The organism is Saccharicrinis aurantiacus (assembly GCF_947489045.1).
GTDB classification, from domain to species: domain Bacteria; phylum Bacteroidota; class Bacteroidia; order Bacteroidales; family Marinilabiliaceae; genus Saccharicrinis; species Saccharicrinis aurantiacus.
This window is the reverse complement of the sequence record NZ_CANLCN010000003.1, coordinates 276,761-296,849: the sequence shown is the minus strand read 5'-3', so window position 1 is coordinate 296,849 and position 20,089 is coordinate 276,761. Positions and strand designations below refer to the sequence as shown.

Below are 20,089 nucleotides of genomic sequence, written 5' to 3'. Positions count from 1 at the left end.
TTCCTGAATCTACAGTCATAAGCAAAAGTAACAAAACGTTCATCTTTACAATTAGAGAACATTAAATGTTAATTCAATTATAAGATGAAATTACACGTACTAATTACCACAGCCTTTCTTTTGTGTTTACCACCAATTTGGGCTAAAAAACAAATCAACTTTTCTAATGCAGGTTTTTACGAGGTAGCCAATACTCCACGCAAAGTATATAACTTTAATGTAGGTTGGCGTTTTTATAAGGGAGATGCAAAAAATGCAGAACAAACCAGCTTTGATGATAGTGACTGGGAGGCTGCAAATCTTCCGCATGGCTTAGAAATTCTAGGTGAAAATGCCAGTGGCGGCAGAAACTACCAAGGTATAGCATGGTACCGCAAGCAATTTAGTTTTAATCCCACTTCAGCCGATGGTAAAGTATATCTATATTTTGAATCGGTAATGGGTAAATGCAAAGTATGGATTAATGGGGAAGAGGTGGCACAACACTTTGGAGGCTATTTGCCATTTGCCATTGATATCACCTCTTATATAAAAGAAGATAAAAAAGCACTTGTTGCAGTAATGGCAGATAACAGTAACGATAAGAGTTATTTACCTGGTAAAATACAAGAAGGACTCGATTTCTCGTATTTCGGTGGTATATATCGCGATACTTATTTAATTGAAACTTCAGGCGTACATGTAAACTTAACTGAGCTGAGTAATACTGTTGCAGGAGGTGGCGTTTTTGTAGCAACCACAGCTATTGATGGCACTAATGCTACACTTGAAGTTCGTACCGAAGTTTTAAATAGTACCAATAACGCTCAGCAGATTACTTTAAAAACCACTATAGAAGATGCCGATTTTAATGCCATCAAAACAGTTAAGCAAAAACTAAAATTAGATGCGGGTAAAGCTGAACAGTTGGCCAAAACTATAGCACTAAAAAATGTACATCTTTGGCACCCTGATGACCCTTATTTACATTATGCCAAAACAGAAATAATAGTAAATGGTAAGGTTGTGGATGCCATGCGTACCCGTTTAGGTATTCGTTTATTCGATATGCGAGGAGCCGAAGGTTTGTATATTAATGGCAAATCCTATACCGAAAAAATAATTGGCACCAATCGCCATCAAGATTATGCATACATAGGCAATGCACTCCCAAATACAGGTCAATACCGCGATGTGAAATTATTACGTGAGGGAGGAAGCCGTATCATAAGAGTAGGTCATTATCCGCAAGATCCTGCTTTTTACGATGCCTGCGATGAATTGGGTATGTTAACTACTACTGCAAATCCGGGTTGGCATTTTTTCAATTTTAAAAATCCAATTTTCGAAGAACGATTATATGATGATACCAGGCAGTTGGTGCGCCGAGATAGAAATGTAGCTTCCATTTTAATGTGGGAAACTGCATTAAACGAAACGCCAGAACAACCACACCATGCCATGAATACGATGCATAAAATAGCTCATGAGGAATTTCCGTTTCCGGGATTTTATACCGTAACAGATCATCAGGAAGCAAAAAAAGGTGGTTTAGACATGTATTATCATGGCGATGATCTCGACATAAATTCCTTCAATCGCGAGTATGGTGATGGATGGGAAGTTGACAATTGGCACTCACAAAATGCCATGAGTAGAGTAAAAATGGAATGGGGTGAAAAAGCATTACTTACTCAAGCCATGCGACAGGCAGTTGAATTAAACAATCGTTACCCAACACCAAAAGTTCGCTTAGGTGGAGCCAAGTGGGCAGGCATCGATCACCAGCGTGGTTATCATCCTGATCCGTTTTGGGGAGGACTTTTGAACGTATTTCGACTACCAAAATATGCCTACTACCTATATAAGAGTCAGTACGATGTGGACTATAAAGTTCCTGGAATAACAAGTGGACCTATGTTATTTAATTGCAATGAATTAACACAGTTATCTCCTCGAGATATTGTAATATTTAGCAACTGCGAAGAAATAAGGTTAACGTGGTTAGGTGAGGTAATCGCAGTTCAAAGACCATCAGATGCTCCAGAATTTTCAGATATGCCACATCCGCCCTTTATTTTTAAAGATATATTCGATTTTGAAGTGATAAAAAGCGACTGGCGCAAGCGCACTAAGGAAATTGAAATGGTGGCTGAAGGATTAATTAATAGCGAAGTAGTTATTACAGATATTAAAAATTATCCCGAGCAATCGGCAGCTGTAAAATTGAGCATTGCAGATGAAGGCTTAAATTTAATTGCCGACGGTTCCGACATAATTCCTGTAAGAGCAACAGTTGTTGATATTGATGGATATAAAAAAGTATTGGCCTCGGAGTACATCTATTTTGAAGTTGAAGGTCCTGCAGAAATTATTGGGGATGCTCAAAATTTTGGTAATCCTGTGAAAACAGAATTCGGAATTGCTACTTTATTATTAAGAGCCACAAACGAACCCGGAGAAATAACCGTAAAAGCCCATTCGACTGGATTAAATTCTGATGAGATTTCATTGCAATCCGAAGCTGCAAATTTTAAATTATTATTTGATAATAGTTACATGCAAGCATCAAAAAAAGCATCGAATAAACCAATGGTAATTATCCAAAAGGAGGGAGTTGATTTACCCGCCGATGTAACTGAGTTGCATAAAGAAATTAAGCAATTAAGATTAGATGTAGTTAATAAGGAACAGGATTTAATGGAATTAAGAACCCGATTAAAGTCGCAAGACTAGGATAAATAATGTTTTCAAAAAAAAGAGAGCGGCACTATTTGTGTCGCTCTCTTATCATATTATTATCAATTGTGTTATTTAACTATAAATAGCTCACACCGTTATTAATAGCAATATTTCTTACCAAATTTTGGCTCTATCTGCAGGTTTTACATATAAAGCTTCGTCTTCAGTAATGTTAAACGTTTCGTAAAACAAATCTACGTTTGCTAACGCCCCGTTTACTCTAAATTCACCCAACGAATGTACATCAACCTTAGTTAATCGTAACATTTCCTTATCGCGAATATTTTGTGCCCATATATTAGCATAACTCATAAAGAAACGTTCGGTATCAGTTAAACCACCAATTTTAGCAATTTCACCTTTGTCCTTAATGGCATTCAAATAAGCCTCGTAAGCAATATTCAAACCGCCAAGGTCGGCAATATTTTCACCTAAGGTTAATTCGCCATCAGCATAAACACTATCCTTCACTTGGAAACTATTGAACTGATCAACTAGTATTTGGGTACGTGCAGCAAAACGGGTAGAATCGTCTGAAGTCCACCAGTTTTCAAGATTTCCTTCCTTATCGAATAAAGAACCTTTATCATCAAAACCATGTGTCATTTCATGACCAATAACTACACCAATAGCACCATAATTAACCGCATCGTCACCATCTAAATAAAAGAATGGAGGCTGCAAAATAGCCGCGGGAAAAACAATTTCGTTACCCGATGGATTATAATAAGCATTTACTTGCTGAGGAAACATGTGCCACTCTTCAGTATCAACAGCCTTGCCAATTTTTGACATGCTAAAGGCAAAATCGAATTGGTTAGATGCCAATACATTTTCTAAATAAGAATCTGGTTTTACTTCTAAAGTGGAATAGTCGCGCCATTTATTTGGGTATCCAACCTTTACTTTAATAGCAGCCAATTTATCTTGGGCTTTAACTTTAGTATCAGTACTCATCCATTCTAATTTCTCAATGCGCTGAGAGAAACCAACTCTAAGGTTTTCAACCAAATTTACCATCTTTGTTTTTGCTTCCTCCGGAAAATGTCTTTCAACAAAAAGCTGACCAACAGCCTCGCCTAAAGCACTACTAGTTACCCCTTGAACTCTTTTCCAACGAGGTTCCATTTCACTTCTACCTTGAATGGTTTTGCCATACAGTTCAAAGCTTGCATCGGTATATGCTTTTGGTAAGTAACTTGTAAATGATCTAATAATTAAAGACTCTAAGTAATTCTTCCAAGTATTGATAGAAGTGGAATTGAGCGTTTCTCCAACATAATCAACATATGCAGTTTGACTCACATTAATCTCTGCAGGAACAGGTTGACTCATTCCTTTAAAAAATGCATCCCAATTAATTGAAGAATACGTTTTGCTCAATTGAGTACCATCAATTTTATTATACGTTAAATGCGGATCTCTGTTCTGTAAACGTGTGTAACTCGCTTTAGCCAGGCCTTTTTCAAAAGTTAACACATCACTTGCTTTTTGCTCTGCAGTTTTATCATTATCTCCTGAAAGTGTGAAAATAGAAGTCAAAAATGTAGCGTATGCTTTTCTAATTTCTTCTGAACTTTCATCATCTTCTAAATAATAATCTCTATCAGGAAGCCCCAAACCAGTTTGCCATAAACCAGCAATATTCATTTTACTATTTTTTTCATCGGCACTTACATAATAGGCAAATAAAGGCACCAATTGATAGCTTTGTAGTAAACCACAAAGCTCAATTACATCATCGCTGCTTTTTAAAGCATCTACTTTATCTAGTAAGAAGGTAAGTTTCGATAAGCCTTCTTTTTCGATTGCTAAAGTATCCATTCCTGAATTATAGAAATCACCAATCTTTTGGGCTACAGTGCCGTGTTTAACCTCTCCAGTAGTAACTTCAGTAAAAATAGCTTTAAGGTTTTCTCTATTTTGTTCTAACAAAATATCAAACCAACCAAATCTACTTTTATCGTCTGGCATCGGATTCGCATCCATCCAACTTTTGTTTACATAACGATAAAAATCATTTCCAGGATCTAATTCTGTGCTTAAATCGTTTACATTTAAAGTAGGTTTTTGTAATGTTCGGTCTGAATTGTTAGAACAAGATGCAATAAAAATTGCAGCAGCAAGTACTCCCGCCTTGGGTAATAACGGTTTCATTTTCATAATCTAAGTATTTTAAAATTTCGAATACAAATGTATCGGCAATAAAGATATTTAACAAGTATAGAACCATTTCTATTTTAGGTTGTTTATAAAACGAAATCAAACTAGCAAGAAAGTATATTTATACTTATGTTAAGATTTTGATAAATTAATACTTGAGTATTATAGTTATATTGAATAGATAAAATAATTCGAACAAAACAAAAACAAGATAATATGTCAACATTTGAAATTCTTATGCCCAAGATGGGTGAAAGCGTTGAAGAAGCAACTATCACTAAGTGGTTTGTTGGTGTGGGTGATAAAATTGAAGAAGATGATGTTCTTCTAGAAATTGCTACTGATAAAGTAGACTCTGAAATTCCATCTCCAGTTGATGGAGTTGTGAAAGAGATTTTATTCGAAACAGACGCGCTTGTTCCTGTCGGAACTCCGGTTGCAATAATTGCATTAGAAGGAGCAGAGGGCGAAGAAGTAAGTGCTCCGTCTGCGGCTGCAGAAGTTGAAAAATCTGTTGAAGATGCTAAGGAAGTTACCACTGCAGCTGAAGCAGACTTTAGCGAGAGTGATAAATTCTATTCTCCTCTTGTAAAAAGTATTGCTAAGGAAGAAGGTATTTCAATTAGCGAATTAGATGCTATTGAAGGAACAGGGCAAAACAATAGAGTAACTAAAGCAGATATTTTAAACTATATTGATACCAAAGGTTCAGCACCTGCAGCACCAAAAGCTGCTCCGGCATCAACACCAAGTGCGCCTGCTGCAAAGGCAGCTTCTGCTCCAGCTGAAATAAAAAGACCTCCAGTTTCTGTAAATGCAGAAGATGAGATTGTTGAGATGGACAGAATGCGTAAGATTATTGCCGACCACATGGTAATGTCTAAACATGTTTCACCACACGTAACTTCTGTAATTGAAGTGGATATGACTAATATTGTATTGTGGAGAAATAAAAATAAAGCTGCATTCCAAGAAAAATATGGCGAAAAAATTACATTCACACCAATCTTTACAGAGGCTGTAGCCAAAGCGTTAAGGGATTATCCAGGAGTAAATGCTTCTGTTGATGGAGATAAAATCATCTATCGTAAAAATGTAAATGTTGGTTTAGCTGTTGCTCTTCCTAGTGGAAACTTAATTGTACCAGTTATTAAGCAAGCTGATCATAAAAACCTTGCAGGTTTAACCTCTGATGTAAACCGTTTAGCAGGATTGGCTCGTGAAAATAAACTTGGAGCAGATGATATTCAAGGTGGAACCTTTACTATATCAAACTTTGGATCATTCAAAAATATCATAGGTACACCAATTATCAATCAACCTCAGGTTGCCATTTTAGCAATTGGAGCTATTGAGAAAAAACCAGCTGTTATTGAAACTCCAACAGGAGATACAATTGGTATTCGTCAGAAAATGTTCCTTTCTCTATCATATGATCATAGAATTGTTGATGGTGCACTAGGTGGCGGATTCTTACGCCAGATTGGAGATTATCTTGAAGCTTTTGATTTAAACAGAGAGATTTAGGATTGAGAGTTATAATTTGAATTAGCACAATTTAAACTAAAACCAATGAAGGCAGACGTACAAGAAATATATAAAATAAAAACCACCGAAAAAGAATCACTATTAAAGTGGTATCACTTATTAAAACTCGGCCGCAGCTTAGATGATAAGGCTCCTAACTATTTGCGCCAAGCAATTGGTTGGTCATATCACGCACCTGCAGCAGGACACGATGCTATTCAGTTAGCTATCGGTCAGGTATTTGATCAGGAACACGATCATTTATTTCCGTATTACCGCGATTTGCAAACTTGTTTATCAGCAGGTTTAACAGCTACTGAAATTATTCTTAATGGTATTTCTAAAGATACAGATGTAGCTGGTGGTGGACGTCATATGAGTAACCACTTTGCAAAACCAGAAATCAATATTCATAATGTTTCGTCGTGTACAGGTAACCATACTTTGCATGCTGTTGGTATTGCCAGGGCAATAAAAACTTACGAAGCTAAAGGAGTTGCGATCAGCTCACAAGGTGAATCTTCTGTTTCTGAAGGATATGTTTATGAAGCAATTAATGGTGCCTCAAATGAGAAATTACCCGTAATATTTGTATTCCAAGATAATGGATATGGTATTTCGGTTCCTAAAAAAGATCAAACGGCTAACCGTAAAGTAGCTAAGAACTTTGAGGGAATGAAGAACCTACGCATCATTTACTGTAATGGTAAAGATGTTTTTGATTCGATGAATGCCATGGCTGAAGCTAAAAAACATGCTGAAGAAAATCAGACTCCAGTTATAGTTCATGCCAATTGTGTACGTATTCATTCGCATTCTAATTCTGACCGTCATGATTTATATCGCGACAAAGCAGAATTAAACTATGTACAAGAGTATGATCCAATTGCTAAGTTTCGTCGTTTATTAGTTCGCTACAACAGAGCTACCGAAGAGGAGTTAGATGCCATTGATGCAGAAGTAAAAGCAGAAGTGAAAGTTGCTCATAAAGCAGGTTTAGCGGCACCAAGTCCTGATCCTGAGAGTATTCACGATTTTGTAATTGCCCCATCATATGTTCCTCAAAAATTTCCTGATGGAACACATAATGAAGAAGGTGAACCTAAGAAATTAATTGAAGCATTAAACGGTACTTTAAAAGAAGAGTTTAGAAGAAATCCACATACTTACATTTGGGGTCAAGATATGGCCAATAAAGATAAAGGTGGAATTTTTAATGTATCAAAAGGTCTACAGCAAGAGTTTGGACATAAGCGTGTATTCAATGCCCCAATTGCAGAAGACTTTATTATGGGAACGGCTAATGGTATGGCCCGCTATAATAAAGACATTCGAATTGTTGTTGAAGGTGCAGAATTTGCCGATTATTTCTGGCCAGCTATGGAGCAGTTTGTTGAAACAACCCATGAGTACTGGAGAACTAAAGGACAGTACTCACCAAACATCACAGTTCGTTTAGCTTCTGGTGGATATATTGGTGGAGGTTTATATCACTCTCAAAATATTGAAGGTGCACTTTCAACGTTCCCAGGGGTTAGAATTGTATATCCATCATATGCTGATGATGCAGCAGGATTACTTCGTACTTCAATGCGTTCTGAAGGAATGACGGTTTTTATGGAGCCTAAAGCCTTATATAATGCACCTAAAGCAGCAACTCCAATTCCAGAAGAATTTGAAGTGCCATTTGGAAAAGCTCGTATTAGACGTGAAGGTACTGATTTAACAATTGTTACTTACGGTAACACTACGCATATGTGTGTAGAGGCTGCTGATAAGTTAGCAGAAGAAGGTGCTGGTAACATTGAGGTAATTGACTTAAGGTCCATTGTACCTTTAGATACTGATACAGTTTTAGAATCAATTAAAAAAACATCCAAAGTACTTATTGTACATGAAGATAAAGTATTTGCTGGATTTGGTGGTGAGGTTGCAGCAACAATCTCTGATTTAGGATTTGAGTATTTAGATGCTCCTGTAAAACGAGTAGGATCTACATTTACACCTGTTGGTTTTAACCGCATTTTAGAAGCGGCAGTATTACCAAATACAGATAAGATTGAAGTTGCTGCACGTGAGTTATTATCGTTTTAATTATTGACTATAAGAAATTTAGATATGAAAAAGATAGGTTTATTTTATAGCTTTCATTCAGTAAAAACGAAACAACAAGCACAAAAGATTATTGCAGCTCTTGGAGCTGATAATATCGAAGAAGTTAATGTTGAAGAAGCTGATGAAGCAACTTTTAAGAAATATAGCAATTATATACTTGCAGTACCAACATGGTTTGATGGCGAGTTACCTAATTATTGGGATGAATTTCTACCTGCTGTAGAAGATGGATCTTTAAAAGGTAAAACTTTCGCACTTTATGGTGGTGGAGATCAAAAAGGATATGCTGAGAATTTTGTTGATGGTTTAGGTATTATGGCTGATTTCATTGAGGCTAGAGCCGGTAAAGTAATTGGCTTTACATCAACTAAAGGCTATGAATTTGAAGGGTCTAAAGCAGCTAGAGGTGATCAATTTGTTGGTTTAGCACTTGATATTGAGAATCAGGCAGCATTAACCGGTGAAAGAATAGAAGCTTGGACAGAACAGCTTAAAAAGGAGTTTAAATAGAGCAATAAACTCATACTTAATAATAAAACCTTGCAATTAGTTTTGCAAGGTTTTTTTTGTGTCTAAATATTTCAAGATCAGATAAAAAATAAGACCATAAGTTTTTAATGTCGAAATATAATTGATCAGCTACAAACAAAATAAATCGCAAGTAATAGAGCATAAAATAAGCTGAAATTTATTTACATAATTAAATCGATTAGAATTTAATATTCAGATCAAATATGTGCAACATTACGGTTATAATAATCGATTATTTCCTTCCATTTTTCTGAATTTAGGCAATAGAGCCAAATAATGAGAGATAAGATATACTCCGACCAAATTCTTTATGGAATATATCTAATTACAAATATAAACTTATGATGGATATTTAATTCTCACAAGAATTTTATTTACATATGTAAAGCATCCTATTTGAAACGTAGTATAATTTTTTAGAGATCTCAATTATTTGAATTACAAAAGTAATCGCAAATCCGACTAAATTAGTGTTGATATCTGTAACATAGAGTAGGGGAGTCTTATGGTTATCATTGCAAGATGTAACTTCCAAATTCGGTAAATGCATAAATATGCAAATAGTGGATAGCTGCAAAAATAATCCCAATACATATTTTAACAATGGATAAAAGTCCTTAATTATCATATAATTACATTATTTATATGAATTAATAAATAATGTATTCAGACGTTTTCTTTCTTTAAAGGCAATTTTGCATCAATCGCATTGTGTATAAATAACATAATTCATTGTAAGTCAGCGATATAAGAATTCTACCTAAACTAGTACTACAATGTTATCTACTATACGATTAAGTAGCTATAGTTGAGGATGATATAGTTACAACCAAACTGTACAGACTAGACATGTTTAACTAATCAACCATGGATATACTTCCTTATATATATATAGTCACAACTAAATCAATTACAACTACTTAAACTGTATTGTGTGAATTAATAATAACATGCATATTTACTTAAATATGAAATATAAAGGATCATAAGATTAAATTACTGAAAGTAAGTAATAACATTATTAGTTATATACAATTTTAGATAGTTTCATTTTGTAATTGAAATATATTAATTACATTTGTATCGAGCTTTTCATTACAAATGAAATTCACTCACTGATACACATGTAACAGGACTATAAATACTGCTGTTATATATGTAATTAATTATAATTTTATATTCTTATACAATATATTACATATGAAAACTCGTTTACAAACTTTATTATCCTCAGAAGGTATTGCTTCATCAAGATTTGCTGATGTCTTAGGTGTTAACAGATCGAGTATTTCTCATCTTTTATCAGGGCGAAATAACCCAAGCTTAGATTTTTTACAGAAAGTATTGGTTAAATACCCAAAGATAAACCCTGATTGGTTGTTGTTAGGGCAAGGTGAAATGTATAGAAATAATGCTGGTAAGGTAGAAAAACAAGGTGGTAGTGATTTGTTTGATATGGAAATTACAAATAAACCTAAGCAAATGCCTCAGCAATCTTCAAAAATGGTTAATAAACCTATTTTTAATAAGGTAAAAGAGGTAAGTCCACAAGTTGTTCCAGAGCCTGTAATATCAAATAATGTAGCACCTAAGGATCTAGTATCTTTAAGTTCTGATAAGAAGAAATTAAGGAAGATTGTATTCTTTTATGAAGACAATACTTTTGAAACTTTTGATGCTGATTAACGAATAAAGTATTTAATGGCTGTTGTTTCTGGCTTAGGGATAGCAGCGGCATCCTTTGTGAGCCTTTTTTGGCGAAGCAAAGATATAGCGCATAGCCCGCCCCTTGGGGAAGCCCCTTAATAATAACTCTCATTTACTAATTATTCAATTGTTTGGTTTTACATCTGATCAATTTGCTTATATTTGCAAAGTTTTTTAGATATGTACGTTTGTTTACATATGTAAAAGGCTGTTTATTTACAATGTAACAAGCTGAATAACAGATGAAGAAACACGTTGAGTTATTTAAAGTCACTCAAAACAGACGTATAAATGCGGAGTATATGATACTTCACGTCGCTAGTGAAAATAAACTTCCAGAAATCCTTCCTGGTCAATTTGTAGAAATTAAGGTTGAGAATGGGCCAAATACTTTTCTTAGAAGACCAATTTCGATACATGAAGTTGACCATGACAAAAATGAAATTATCCTTTTAATACAAGAAGTTGGCGAAGGAACTCAATTAATGGCTAAACTTCAACCTGGAGATGATTTGGATATGATATATCCTTTAGGTAATAGCTTTACTACGGAAGGTATCAAAAAAGCCGTTCTTGTTGGTGGTGGTGTTGGTGTTGCACCAATGCTTATACTTGGTAGAGAACTTAAAGCCAAGGGAGTTACGCCTTATTTCCTATTAGGTGCTAGAAATAGTGAAATTTTAATGGATCTGGATGAATATCTAAAAATTAACGAGGTAGGTGTTACTACAGAGGATGGTTCTCAAGGAATTAAAGGTTTTGTTACTGACCATAGCCTATTAAATGAGCAATTAGCAGATATGGACATGGTATATACCTGTGGCCCTGATCCAATGATGCGTGCTGTTGCAGCAAAAGCGAAGGAAGCCGGTGTTGATTGCGAGGTTTCGTTAGAAAATATGATGGCTTGTGGTTTTGGAGCTTGTTTATGTTGTGTAGTAGATACTTTAGGAGGTAATAAATGTACTTGTACTGAAGGTCCAGTGTTTAACACTAAAGAATTAAAAGGATGGTAAACTTAGCTGTAGATATAAATGGGTATACTTTAAAAAACCCTGTAATGACCGCTTCTGGAACCTTCGGATTCGGAGAAGAATATGAAGATTTTATTGATATTGACGCTTTAGGAGGTATTGTAGTTAAAGGTACTACGAGAGAGCACAGAGAGGGTAATCCTTATCCTAGAATGGCCGAAACACCTTCAGGTATGTTAAATGCTGTTGGACTTCAAAATAAGGGTGTAGAACACTTTGCAAGTAATATATATCCTCGAATTAAACACTACGATACAGGTATCTTTGTAAATGTATCTGGATCTACAATAGAGGACTATGTAGCAACTGCGGAAAGAATTAATGAACTTGACCATATACCCGGGATTGAATTAAATATTTCTTGTCCTAATGTTAAAGAAGGTGGAATGTCCTTTGGGGTGCATTGTCCATCGGCAATAGCTGTTACAGAGGCAGTTCGTAAAGTTTACAAAAAGCACATGATGGTGAAACTTTCTCCTAATGTTACAGATGTAACTGAGATTGCAAAAGGTGTTGAAGGTGCTGGTGCTGATTCTGTTTCTCTGATAAATACCTTATTAGGAATGGCCATTGACGCAGAAAAACGTAAACCACTTTTATCTACTATAACTGGTGGTCTGTCAGGCCCAGCTGTTAAACCTGTTGCGCTTCGCATGGTTTGGCAAGTATATAATGCTGTTAAAGTACCTGTAATTGGTATGGGGGGCATTATGAATGCTACCGATGCTATTGAGTTTATGTTAGCAGGAGCAACAGCAATTCAGGTAGGTACAGGAAATTTCGTTGACCCAACAATGACTATTAAAATACTTGATGGAATTAAGGATTATATGGAACGTCATAAGATTAATGATGTTAATGAGCTAATTGGTGGCATGCACGTATAGATTTTACATATTTTTACATATATTGAAAGGGCATTTAGTGCCCTTTTTTTGGCTCTAAACGTTAATATGTTTAACCTAAATATAATATATGAAACCATATTTACTATTTGCACTCTTTATTGCTTTAATAGCTTATTCATCCTGTAATCAAGCACCTTCTCAAAAAACTACTTCAGAAGAAATCAACAAAAAGTATAAGCATTTAGATAGCTTACGAGCGCGCTTAACTCCTATAGAAAAGGATTGGGAAGAAATTATAAAAGATGGTAAATTAAAAGTACTAACCACTTATAGTGGAACTAGTTACTTTCTTTATAAGGGAAGAACAATGGGTTTCGAGTTTGAACTCTTGAAGAAGTTTGCTGATGATATGAAGCTTGAAATAGATTTACATATTATCAAGGATATTGATAGTATGTTTATTTACCTTAATCGTGGCGATGGAGATTTAGTGGCACACACCATTGCTCAAACACGCAAACGTAATAACCTTGTAAGCTTTACAAAACCTTTATTTTCAAGTCATCAAGTTTTGGTGCAAAAAATGCCCGAAAAATGGTATGCCTTGCATTGGAAAGTTATTGAAGACTCATTATTGCACGATCCTATTGAGTTAATTGGCAAAAAAGTGAGTGTTAGAGCCAACTCTTCTTACCACGACAGATTATTAAATTTATCTGATGAAATGGGTGGTAAAATTATCATCGACGAGGTTCCTGGAGAAATGACTACCGAAGAAATTATAGAATTGGTTGCTGAAGGTAAATTAAAATATACTGTTGCTGATAATAATATTGCAAGTTTACTAGCCTCGTATTATCCTATTTTAAATACAGAAATTAAAATTAGTACCACTCAAAATATGGCATGGGCAACACGAAAAAATTCGCCAGTATTGCTTTCTAAAATCAACGAGTGGCTAATTCAATATAAGAAGGAAACAGATTACTATGTTACCTACAATAAGTACTATAAGAATAAAAAAGACTTTAGAAAGAGAGTGAATAGTGATTTTTATAGTTTAAAAAACAATCAGATAAGTAAATATGATGATTTAGTAAAAAAAGAAGCAGAACAGCTAAATTGGGATTGGCGATTATTAATGTCGCAAGTATATCAAGAGTCTCGATTCGATCCGCACGCAGTTTCATGGGCTGGCGCTTCAGGCTTGATGCAGATTATGCCTTTAACAGCTAAAGAATTGGGAGTTAAGAACCGAAATGATCCTAAGCAAAGTTTAAACGGAGGTGTAAGGTATTTAAAATATTTAATGGGACAGTTTGAAGATGTTCCGGACACCTTACAAAGGATAAAGCTAGCATTGGCATCATATAATTGTGGATATGGGCATGTAGCAGATGCGCAAAGGTTAGCCTTAAAAAAGCATTTAGATCCATACAAATGGGATGAAAATGTTGAAGAAATGATACTTGCTCTGCGATATCCTAAGAACTATAATGATGAGTCTGTTAAACATGGCTATACTAGTGGTTTAGAACCTTATACTTATGTAAGGCAAATATTTGAGAGATATGAACACTATAAAGTGTTTATTAGAGAGTAAGCCTATCGATATAGTAAGAAAGAAAACCACATCTGATATAAATAAGTATCAGGTGTGGCTTTTTTTATTGATTTGAGTTTCTTCAAAGTAAGAATGATTGAGAACCTATTGAGTGATCTATGCTAGTTTAGGGTTCCTAAACGAATAAGAGAATGATTTACAAATCTAAATTATAAAAGAAATAGGACTCTGAAAAGTGAGTTACATATGTAATGGTGATAATCTTTTATATCTATACATATGTAACGAACGTAGTAGTTACAATACTAAACATACTATTACCCCAAATTCCTCAAGTGGATATCTTTTTTGGAGGTTACATTAATAACTGGCCTGAAATTCTCCTTAATAAAAGCCCAGTCATTAGGGAATTCCTTAATCAGAATATTAATTCGTTCCTTATTCTTACTTAAGAAATCGGAAATGGCAGCTGCAGTAATAGGGCGTTCCATCGACTTACCAACATTAGAACTGGTCAAACTGATACCTTCTTCATATACCCAAGTAGCTGTTTCTTCTAGCTTATCTAAGAAGGCTTTTGTTTTTAATAAACGAGGTGATAATTGCTCTATTTTAATCTGATCCTCGCCGTATACATTTGTAACAAGGCTTCTTGATTCTTCCGTTTCCAATTGTAAGTATGATAATTCTATTTCAATACTATCTGTATTTACGTATGTAAATAATAATTTTGTATACTCTACAGCTCCAGCAATTGCTTTTTGTAATGGTAAAAATGGTCCTTTGTAATTCTGAATAAACTCGATACACTCCTTATTGTAAACATAATTAACTCCGTCAGAATTAGAAAATTCTGCTAAATATTGATGTGCCCATGATACAACGAAATCATTATTATTATGATCCTCTTTAAGTATCTTATTTTCAATATGCTGTTTGGTAATAATTGCTTTACTTTTTTGAGCAAAATCAGAGAATAGTTTATTATTTCGGTTAAAATCGTCTATAAATGAAAATACAGATCCAGATATTAAACTTGCTATAATAGACTTGTTTTGCGTATTCAGAACTTCCTTTGTATGATGAACTCCAAAATGGCTAATATCATCTTTAAAGTAAATAAAAATTAAACCTCGCGTTTCAACGTGGCTTTGCGGTATTTTTAACAAAAGTATTAAATGCTTGTACTCATCAAATATATTTTTTTGGAAAGTAGAAATATCGGTCTGTTCAAAAGGAATAGATTTTCGATCAACCCATTTAGATACATTATTCTCCTTTTGAAGCAATATTAACTTTTGGGCAGTCTCACTATCAATATTCAAAGTATATTCTACCAGTCTATTATTTAATAGTTTTAAACCAATTCCTTCAATAACATTCTCTGCTTCTTGCTGATTATAAATACCTATAATACGCTCTATACCATCAACCAATTTTACAATATGGTTAAAAGTAGCCTGAAATAAATTATATGGTGTTTTCGCGTTTGGCATCAATAATTAAGCAAATAAGATGTCATATTTAAGCTGAGTCCCTACAAATTTAAGCAAAATTTCGCTAGTTATTAAGTGATATTTAAGTTAAAATTTCAATACTTAAGCAGTTAAGTAAAGCTTTATTATAGCTTAAATTACTTAAATCACTATCAATTAGAACGGTATTGCCATTACTTTTGTAGTACAACAATTATAAATAAAATATTCTTAAGTTATGGCTTCAGTAAAATTAAGTTTTTCTATTATGCTAATTCATTGGTGTAACAAATTAATAGATTGGTTTATGAGGTTTTTTGAGGATTCAGATTTATACTGGACCGACTCATCAGAAAATGTAAAAATAAAAGATACATTTACAAAGGCTCAAAAAACTACTGCAAAAGTTGCGAAAAAGACGACTCCCTTCACTTCTCGAGTGAAACGATTTTTCAGAGAAAGAACCTTTCTAATTGTTATTTTAACAGTTATCATTATGCCGTTCTTTTATTTAAAGCATCAAATGAGAATAATATCTTCATCATTAAAAGGGTCGATTATTAATATGTTTGATTGACTAGGTAAAACCATTATATTTGAGGCAAAATAAGAAAACATGTCTCGAATTACCTTACTCATTATTTCAATTGTTATTTGCCAATACTCATGGTCTAAGCCATTAAAGCTTTCATCCAACTCTAAAATTTCAGTATTAACTTGTGACTCAGGAGAAGAATTATATTCAGCATTCGGACATAGTGCCTTAAGAGTTAAAGATAGTATCAATAATATTGATTTAACCTTCAATTACGGGACTTTTGATTTCGATACGCCTAATTTTTATCTGAAATTTGCAAATGGGAAGCTGAATTATATGCTTAGTGCTAGTAGGTTTAAGTATTTTCTTCCTTCTTATTTTCATGAGAATAGAACAGTTACAGAACAAGTCTTAAATTTAAATATAAAGGATAGGCAAGCGATTTACGATGCACTTATTTTAAACTATCAACCTGAAAATAGAAATTATAAATATGATTTCTTTTTTGATAATTGTGCAACCCGCATATATGATATTATTAACAATAATATTGAAGGTGGATTAATATTAAATAATTCTGCTAATTCAGAACTAACATTTAGAGAACATCTGCATACTTATCTAATTAATTCTCCATGGGTTGAAACAGGTTTAAATTTATTACTAGGTCTTCCGGCAGATGACATTGCAAGTATTGAAGAATCAACCTACTTGCCTAATTTCTTATTATTGGCTTTAGAGGATGCAACTTTGGTTAATGGCAGCAAAGCTGTTTCAGAAGAAATTGTACTTCTTGATTTTAGTGATACTCCAAAATCACCTCAATTGCCTATTACACCAGCCATACTGTTTTGGTTATTATTGGCTTTGGGAGTCGTTTTATCTTTGCTTTCTATAAAATACAACTTTAGTTTATTATGGTTCGATAATATGCTTTTTATAATATCAGGATTTATAGGTATATTCTTAAGTTATATGTGGTTTATAACAGACCATCAAGTTCCGCAAAATAATTTGAATGTTCTTTGGGCAGTGCCATTTGCAGTACTCATTCCTTTTGTTAGCAAACGTAAGCCTTTTGGAAAGCTATGTATAAAGTATCAGTTGATCAGTTTATCTATTTTTGTACTTGGGTGGTACTTTTTACCACAGAGCTTCCCTCAAGCAACTTTACCTTTTGCTATCTTACTTTTGTTACGAACAGGCTTTATTTATAAAAGATGTTCGTAATTTTAATTTAATCTGCATAAACATTAAGATAGTTGCTTTGTTTTAATGCTATAACAAATAGCAATATGAAGCATCTAATTTTAATTATTTTTCTTTCTCTATTTCTAGTAAATAGTTACTCTCAGCAAACTAATGTTAAGAGTGTCAATATCAACCAACTTAAGGCTCGTTTCGAAAATAGCAATGATACCATATTCTTTGTTAATTTTTGGGCAACATGGTGCAAACCTTGTGTTGAAGAAATGCCATTAATTGAGAACATTCAATCCAGTTTTAAAGGGATTCCTGTTAAGGTTCTTTTGGTTAGTTTAGATTTCAAAAGCCAATTAGAAAGTCGGTTAATCCCTTTTATTAAAGAAAACTACGTACAAAGTGAAGTACTAATTCTTGACGAAGGAAATCCTAATGAGTGGATACCTAAGGTTGATAAGAGTTGGTCTGGTGCTATTCCTGCTTGTTGGATTTACCATAATAAGCAAGAAGTCTTTCACGAAGGACAAGTTAATCCTAAAATTATAGATGACTTGTTAAGTAAGTCAATATCAAAACAATAATATAAAATTCAAACTGAAAATTAATAAATTCAAGAGTTGTTATGAAAAATATATTAAGCGTTATCGTTATCATGTGTATTAGCCTTGTTTCACAAGCTCAAACTAAAATAGGTGAACAGGCTCCAAATTTCACTTTAAAAAATATTGATGGCAAAATAGTAAGTCTAACAGATTATAAATCGCAAAAAGGTGTGATTATAGTCTTTACCTGTAACCATTGTCCATACTCTAAGTTATATGAGGATAGGATTGTTTCGTTAAATACGAAATATGAAAAAGAAGGATTTCCGCTAATAGCCATAAACTCTAATAATCCTAAAGATTATGAAGAAGACTCATATGAAAATATGATTATTAGAGCAAAAGATAAAGGATTTACATTTCCATATTTAGTTGATGATAAAGGTATTTATAAAAAATATGGAGCCAGTAAAACACCACATGTTTATCTGCTAGAAAAAAAGAATAATTCTTTCGAAGTAGTTTACATTGGAGCAATTGATGATAATGCAAGGGCACCCAAAGAGGTAAAAGAAAAATACTTAGAGAATGCTATTCAGGCAATAAAAAAGGGAGATAAAGTAAATCCTAGTGTAACAAAAGCAATAGGATGTAGTATTAAGCCTTATTAAGGCCATATAATATTTAGGTTTGTTTTAAACTAAAGTGCATTTTGCTATTTTTGTGTAAAATGCACTTTTTTAATGACATTCCTAAGAAAAATATTTATATCGTTAATTGTAATTACACTAATCACTACACTCAATGTAATTCTGTTCAGTTGGAATAACGCTTTTGATATTGATTTCATTCCACCAACGGTTCAAAACTCCTCGAATCACATTAACAATACTTTATCTGAAAGACCCGAGTTTAGACACATTGATAAAAATGTTGAACGGTTTATTAAACGAAATAACCTGGCAGGTGCATCATTAGCAATTACTAAGAATGGAGCACTCAAATTTGCTAAGGGATATGGAAGTGCTGATAAAGAATTAGATATTGCCGTTCAGCCATATAACATATTCCGGATAGCGAGTGTATCTAAGCTTGTTACTGCAACAGCTATTATGAAGTTGTGTGAAACCAATAAAATTTCATTATCGAGTACTGCATTTGGTAGTAATGGTATTTTAAATGACTCGATTTATCTCAATTATAGAGATAAAAAAGTTGAGCAAATTACAGTTAGAGATTTACTAAATCATACTAGTGGTTGGACCAACAGGTGGGGAGATCCTATGTTTATCCATAGAGCTGTCGCAAATCAACCGGAGTTCTCATATCCAATTACTGGAGAAGATATAATACGCTTCATGCTTAAGAAACGTTTACATTATCCTCCAGGAACACTATCATCATATAGCAATTTCGGTTATGCAATACTCGAGAAAATTATTGAAAAAGCATCAGGAACTAGCTATGAGAACTATGTGAAGACTGAAATCTTATATCCATTAGAGATATTTGATATGAAGATTGGAGGAAGCTATTTATGGGAAAGATATGATTTGGAGGTTAAATATTATGAACCAGATGAACCATACTTAGTACCTGATCATCTTGAACGAGATAAGCAAGCACTGCGTAGTTACGGTGGAAACGATATTAGAACACTAGGTGCTGCAGGCGGTTGGATAGCTTCATCAACAGACATATTAAAACTAGTTTCTGCAATTGATGGTTTTGAACACCCAGATGATATATTATCATTTGAAAGCATTAGGCAGATGACCGAAATTGAAAATTTAGGTGATAGTCCGTTGGGTTGGAGAGGTATACGAAAAGCATATTGGTACAGAACCGGAACTTTAGCTGGTAGTTCAGCATTAATTGTTAGGTATGATAATGGAATTTCGTTTGCTATAATCTTTAATTCAAGTTCATGGAAAGGACCAGAGTTTGCGAATGACATTAAAAAGATGATGGACAAATCGTTAAAATCAGTAAAAACATGGCCTGAATATGATTTGTATAATTTGAAACTAAACACCAATAATACTGAAGATATAATTTTCTAATATCTCAAAACAATAATAAATATGGAGTGTTTAACGAATATTAAACTCACATGTTCTT

Annotated in this window: 15 protein-coding genes; 13 read left to right on the top strand and 2 right to left on the bottom strand. The window is 33.8% G+C overall.

The features are described 5' to 3' along the window. Window positions 1-84 precede the first annotated feature (84 nt). Complete coding sequence (locus tag QMO11_RS06015) at window positions 85-2,715, top strand: glycoside hydrolase family 2 protein (protein WP_282036485.1); 2,631 nt, start codon at window positions 85-87, stop codon at window positions 2,713-2,715. A 120-nt stretch (window positions 2,716-2,835) separates the two neighbouring features. Here the strand turns inward: QMO11_RS06015 and QMO11_RS06010 are convergent, their stop codons facing one another. Then, window positions 2,836-4,884 (bottom strand): M13 family metallopeptidase, encoded by a 2,049-nt coding sequence (locus QMO11_RS06010; protein WP_282036484.1) that lies wholly within the window; start codon window positions 4,882-4,884, stop codon window positions 2,836-2,838. Window positions 4,885-5,100: 216 nt separating this feature from the next. Between QMO11_RS06010 and QMO11_RS06005 the strand changes: the two genes are divergently transcribed. The 7 genes from QMO11_RS06005 to QMO11_RS05975 all read left to right on the top strand — a co-directional run bounded on the left by QMO11_RS06005 (window position 5,101) and on the right by QMO11_RS05975 (window position 14,249). Next, complete coding sequence (locus QMO11_RS06005) at window positions 5,101-6,411, top strand: dihydrolipoamide acetyltransferase family protein (protein WP_075602421.1); 1,311 nt, start codon at window positions 5,101-5,103, stop codon at window positions 6,409-6,411. A gap of 45 nt (window positions 6,412-6,456) precedes the next feature. Further along, complete coding sequence (locus tag QMO11_RS06000; protein ID WP_282036483.1) at window positions 6,457-8,505, top strand: alpha-ketoacid dehydrogenase subunit alpha/beta; 2,049 nt, start codon at window positions 6,457-6,459, stop codon at window positions 8,503-8,505. 24 nt (window positions 8,506-8,529) lie between these two features. Beyond that, on the top strand, window positions 8,530-9,036 hold the full coding sequence (locus tag QMO11_RS05995; protein WP_282036482.1) for a flavodoxin: 507 nt from the start codon (window positions 8,530-8,532) through the stop codon (window positions 9,034-9,036). A 1,221-nt stretch (window positions 9,037-10,257) separates the two neighbouring features. Continuing rightward, complete coding sequence (locus QMO11_RS05990; protein WP_282036480.1) at window positions 10,258-10,743, top strand: helix-turn-helix domain-containing protein; 486 nt, start codon at window positions 10,258-10,260, stop codon at window positions 10,741-10,743. Between the two features lie 263 nt (window positions 10,744-11,006). Beyond that, window positions 11,007-11,780: a dihydroorotate dehydrogenase electron transfer subunit gene (locus tag QMO11_RS05985; protein WP_075602417.1), complete on the top strand. Its 774-nt coding sequence runs from the start codon at window positions 11,007-11,009 to the stop codon at window positions 11,778-11,780. Then, window positions 11,774-12,685: a dihydroorotate dehydrogenase gene (locus tag QMO11_RS05980; RefSeq protein ID WP_282036479.1), complete on the top strand. Its 912-nt coding sequence runs from the start codon at window positions 11,774-11,776 to the stop codon at window positions 12,683-12,685. Before QMO11_RS05985 ends, QMO11_RS05980 begins: the two co-directional genes overlap by 7 nt. An 88-nt stretch (window positions 12,686-12,773) precedes the next feature. After that, window positions 12,774-14,249 carry a transglycosylase SLT domain-containing protein gene (locus tag QMO11_RS05975; RefSeq protein WP_282036478.1) on the top strand — a complete coding sequence of 492 codons (1,476 nt, stop codon included), beginning with the start codon at window positions 12,774-12,776 and terminating at the stop codon, window positions 14,247-14,249. 278 nt (window positions 14,250-14,527) lie between these two features. Here the strand turns inward: QMO11_RS05975 and QMO11_RS05970 are convergent, their stop codons facing one another. Further along, a complete protein-coding gene (locus QMO11_RS05970) occupies window positions 14,528-15,706 on the bottom strand; it encodes a hypothetical protein (RefSeq protein ID WP_282036477.1) in 1,179 nt (392 codons plus the stop codon). A gap of 286 nt (window positions 15,707-15,992) precedes the next feature. Between QMO11_RS05970 and QMO11_RS05965 the strand changes: the two genes are divergently transcribed. The 5 genes from QMO11_RS05965 to QMO11_RS05945 all read left to right on the top strand — a co-directional run bounded on the left by QMO11_RS05965 (window position 15,993) and on the right by QMO11_RS05945 (window position 20,031). Then, window positions 15,993-16,262 (top strand): hypothetical protein, encoded by a 270-nt coding sequence (locus tag QMO11_RS05965; RefSeq protein WP_139314825.1) that lies wholly within the window; start codon window positions 15,993-15,995, stop codon window positions 16,260-16,262. 39 nt (window positions 16,263-16,301) lie between these two features. After that, a complete protein-coding gene (locus tag QMO11_RS05960; RefSeq protein ID WP_282036476.1) occupies window positions 16,302-17,453 on the top strand; it encodes a lipoprotein N-acyltransferase Lnb domain-containing protein in 1,152 nt (383 codons plus the stop codon). Between the two features lie 65 nt (window positions 17,454-17,518). Continuing rightward, on the top strand, window positions 17,519-18,007 hold the full coding sequence (locus QMO11_RS05955; protein ID WP_282036475.1) for a TlpA family protein disulfide reductase: 489 nt from the start codon (window positions 17,519-17,521) through the stop codon (window positions 18,005-18,007). 41 nt (window positions 18,008-18,048) lie between these two features. After that, a complete protein-coding gene (locus tag QMO11_RS05950; RefSeq protein WP_282036474.1) occupies window positions 18,049-18,639 on the top strand; it encodes a thioredoxin family protein in 591 nt (196 codons plus the stop codon). A 72-nt stretch (window positions 18,640-18,711) separates the two neighbouring features. After that, on the top strand, window positions 18,712-20,031 hold the full coding sequence (locus tag QMO11_RS05945) for a serine hydrolase domain-containing protein (protein ID WP_282036473.1): 1,320 nt from the start codon (window positions 18,712-18,714) through the stop codon (window positions 20,029-20,031). The last annotated feature ends 58 nt before the right edge of the window (window positions 20,032-20,089 follow it).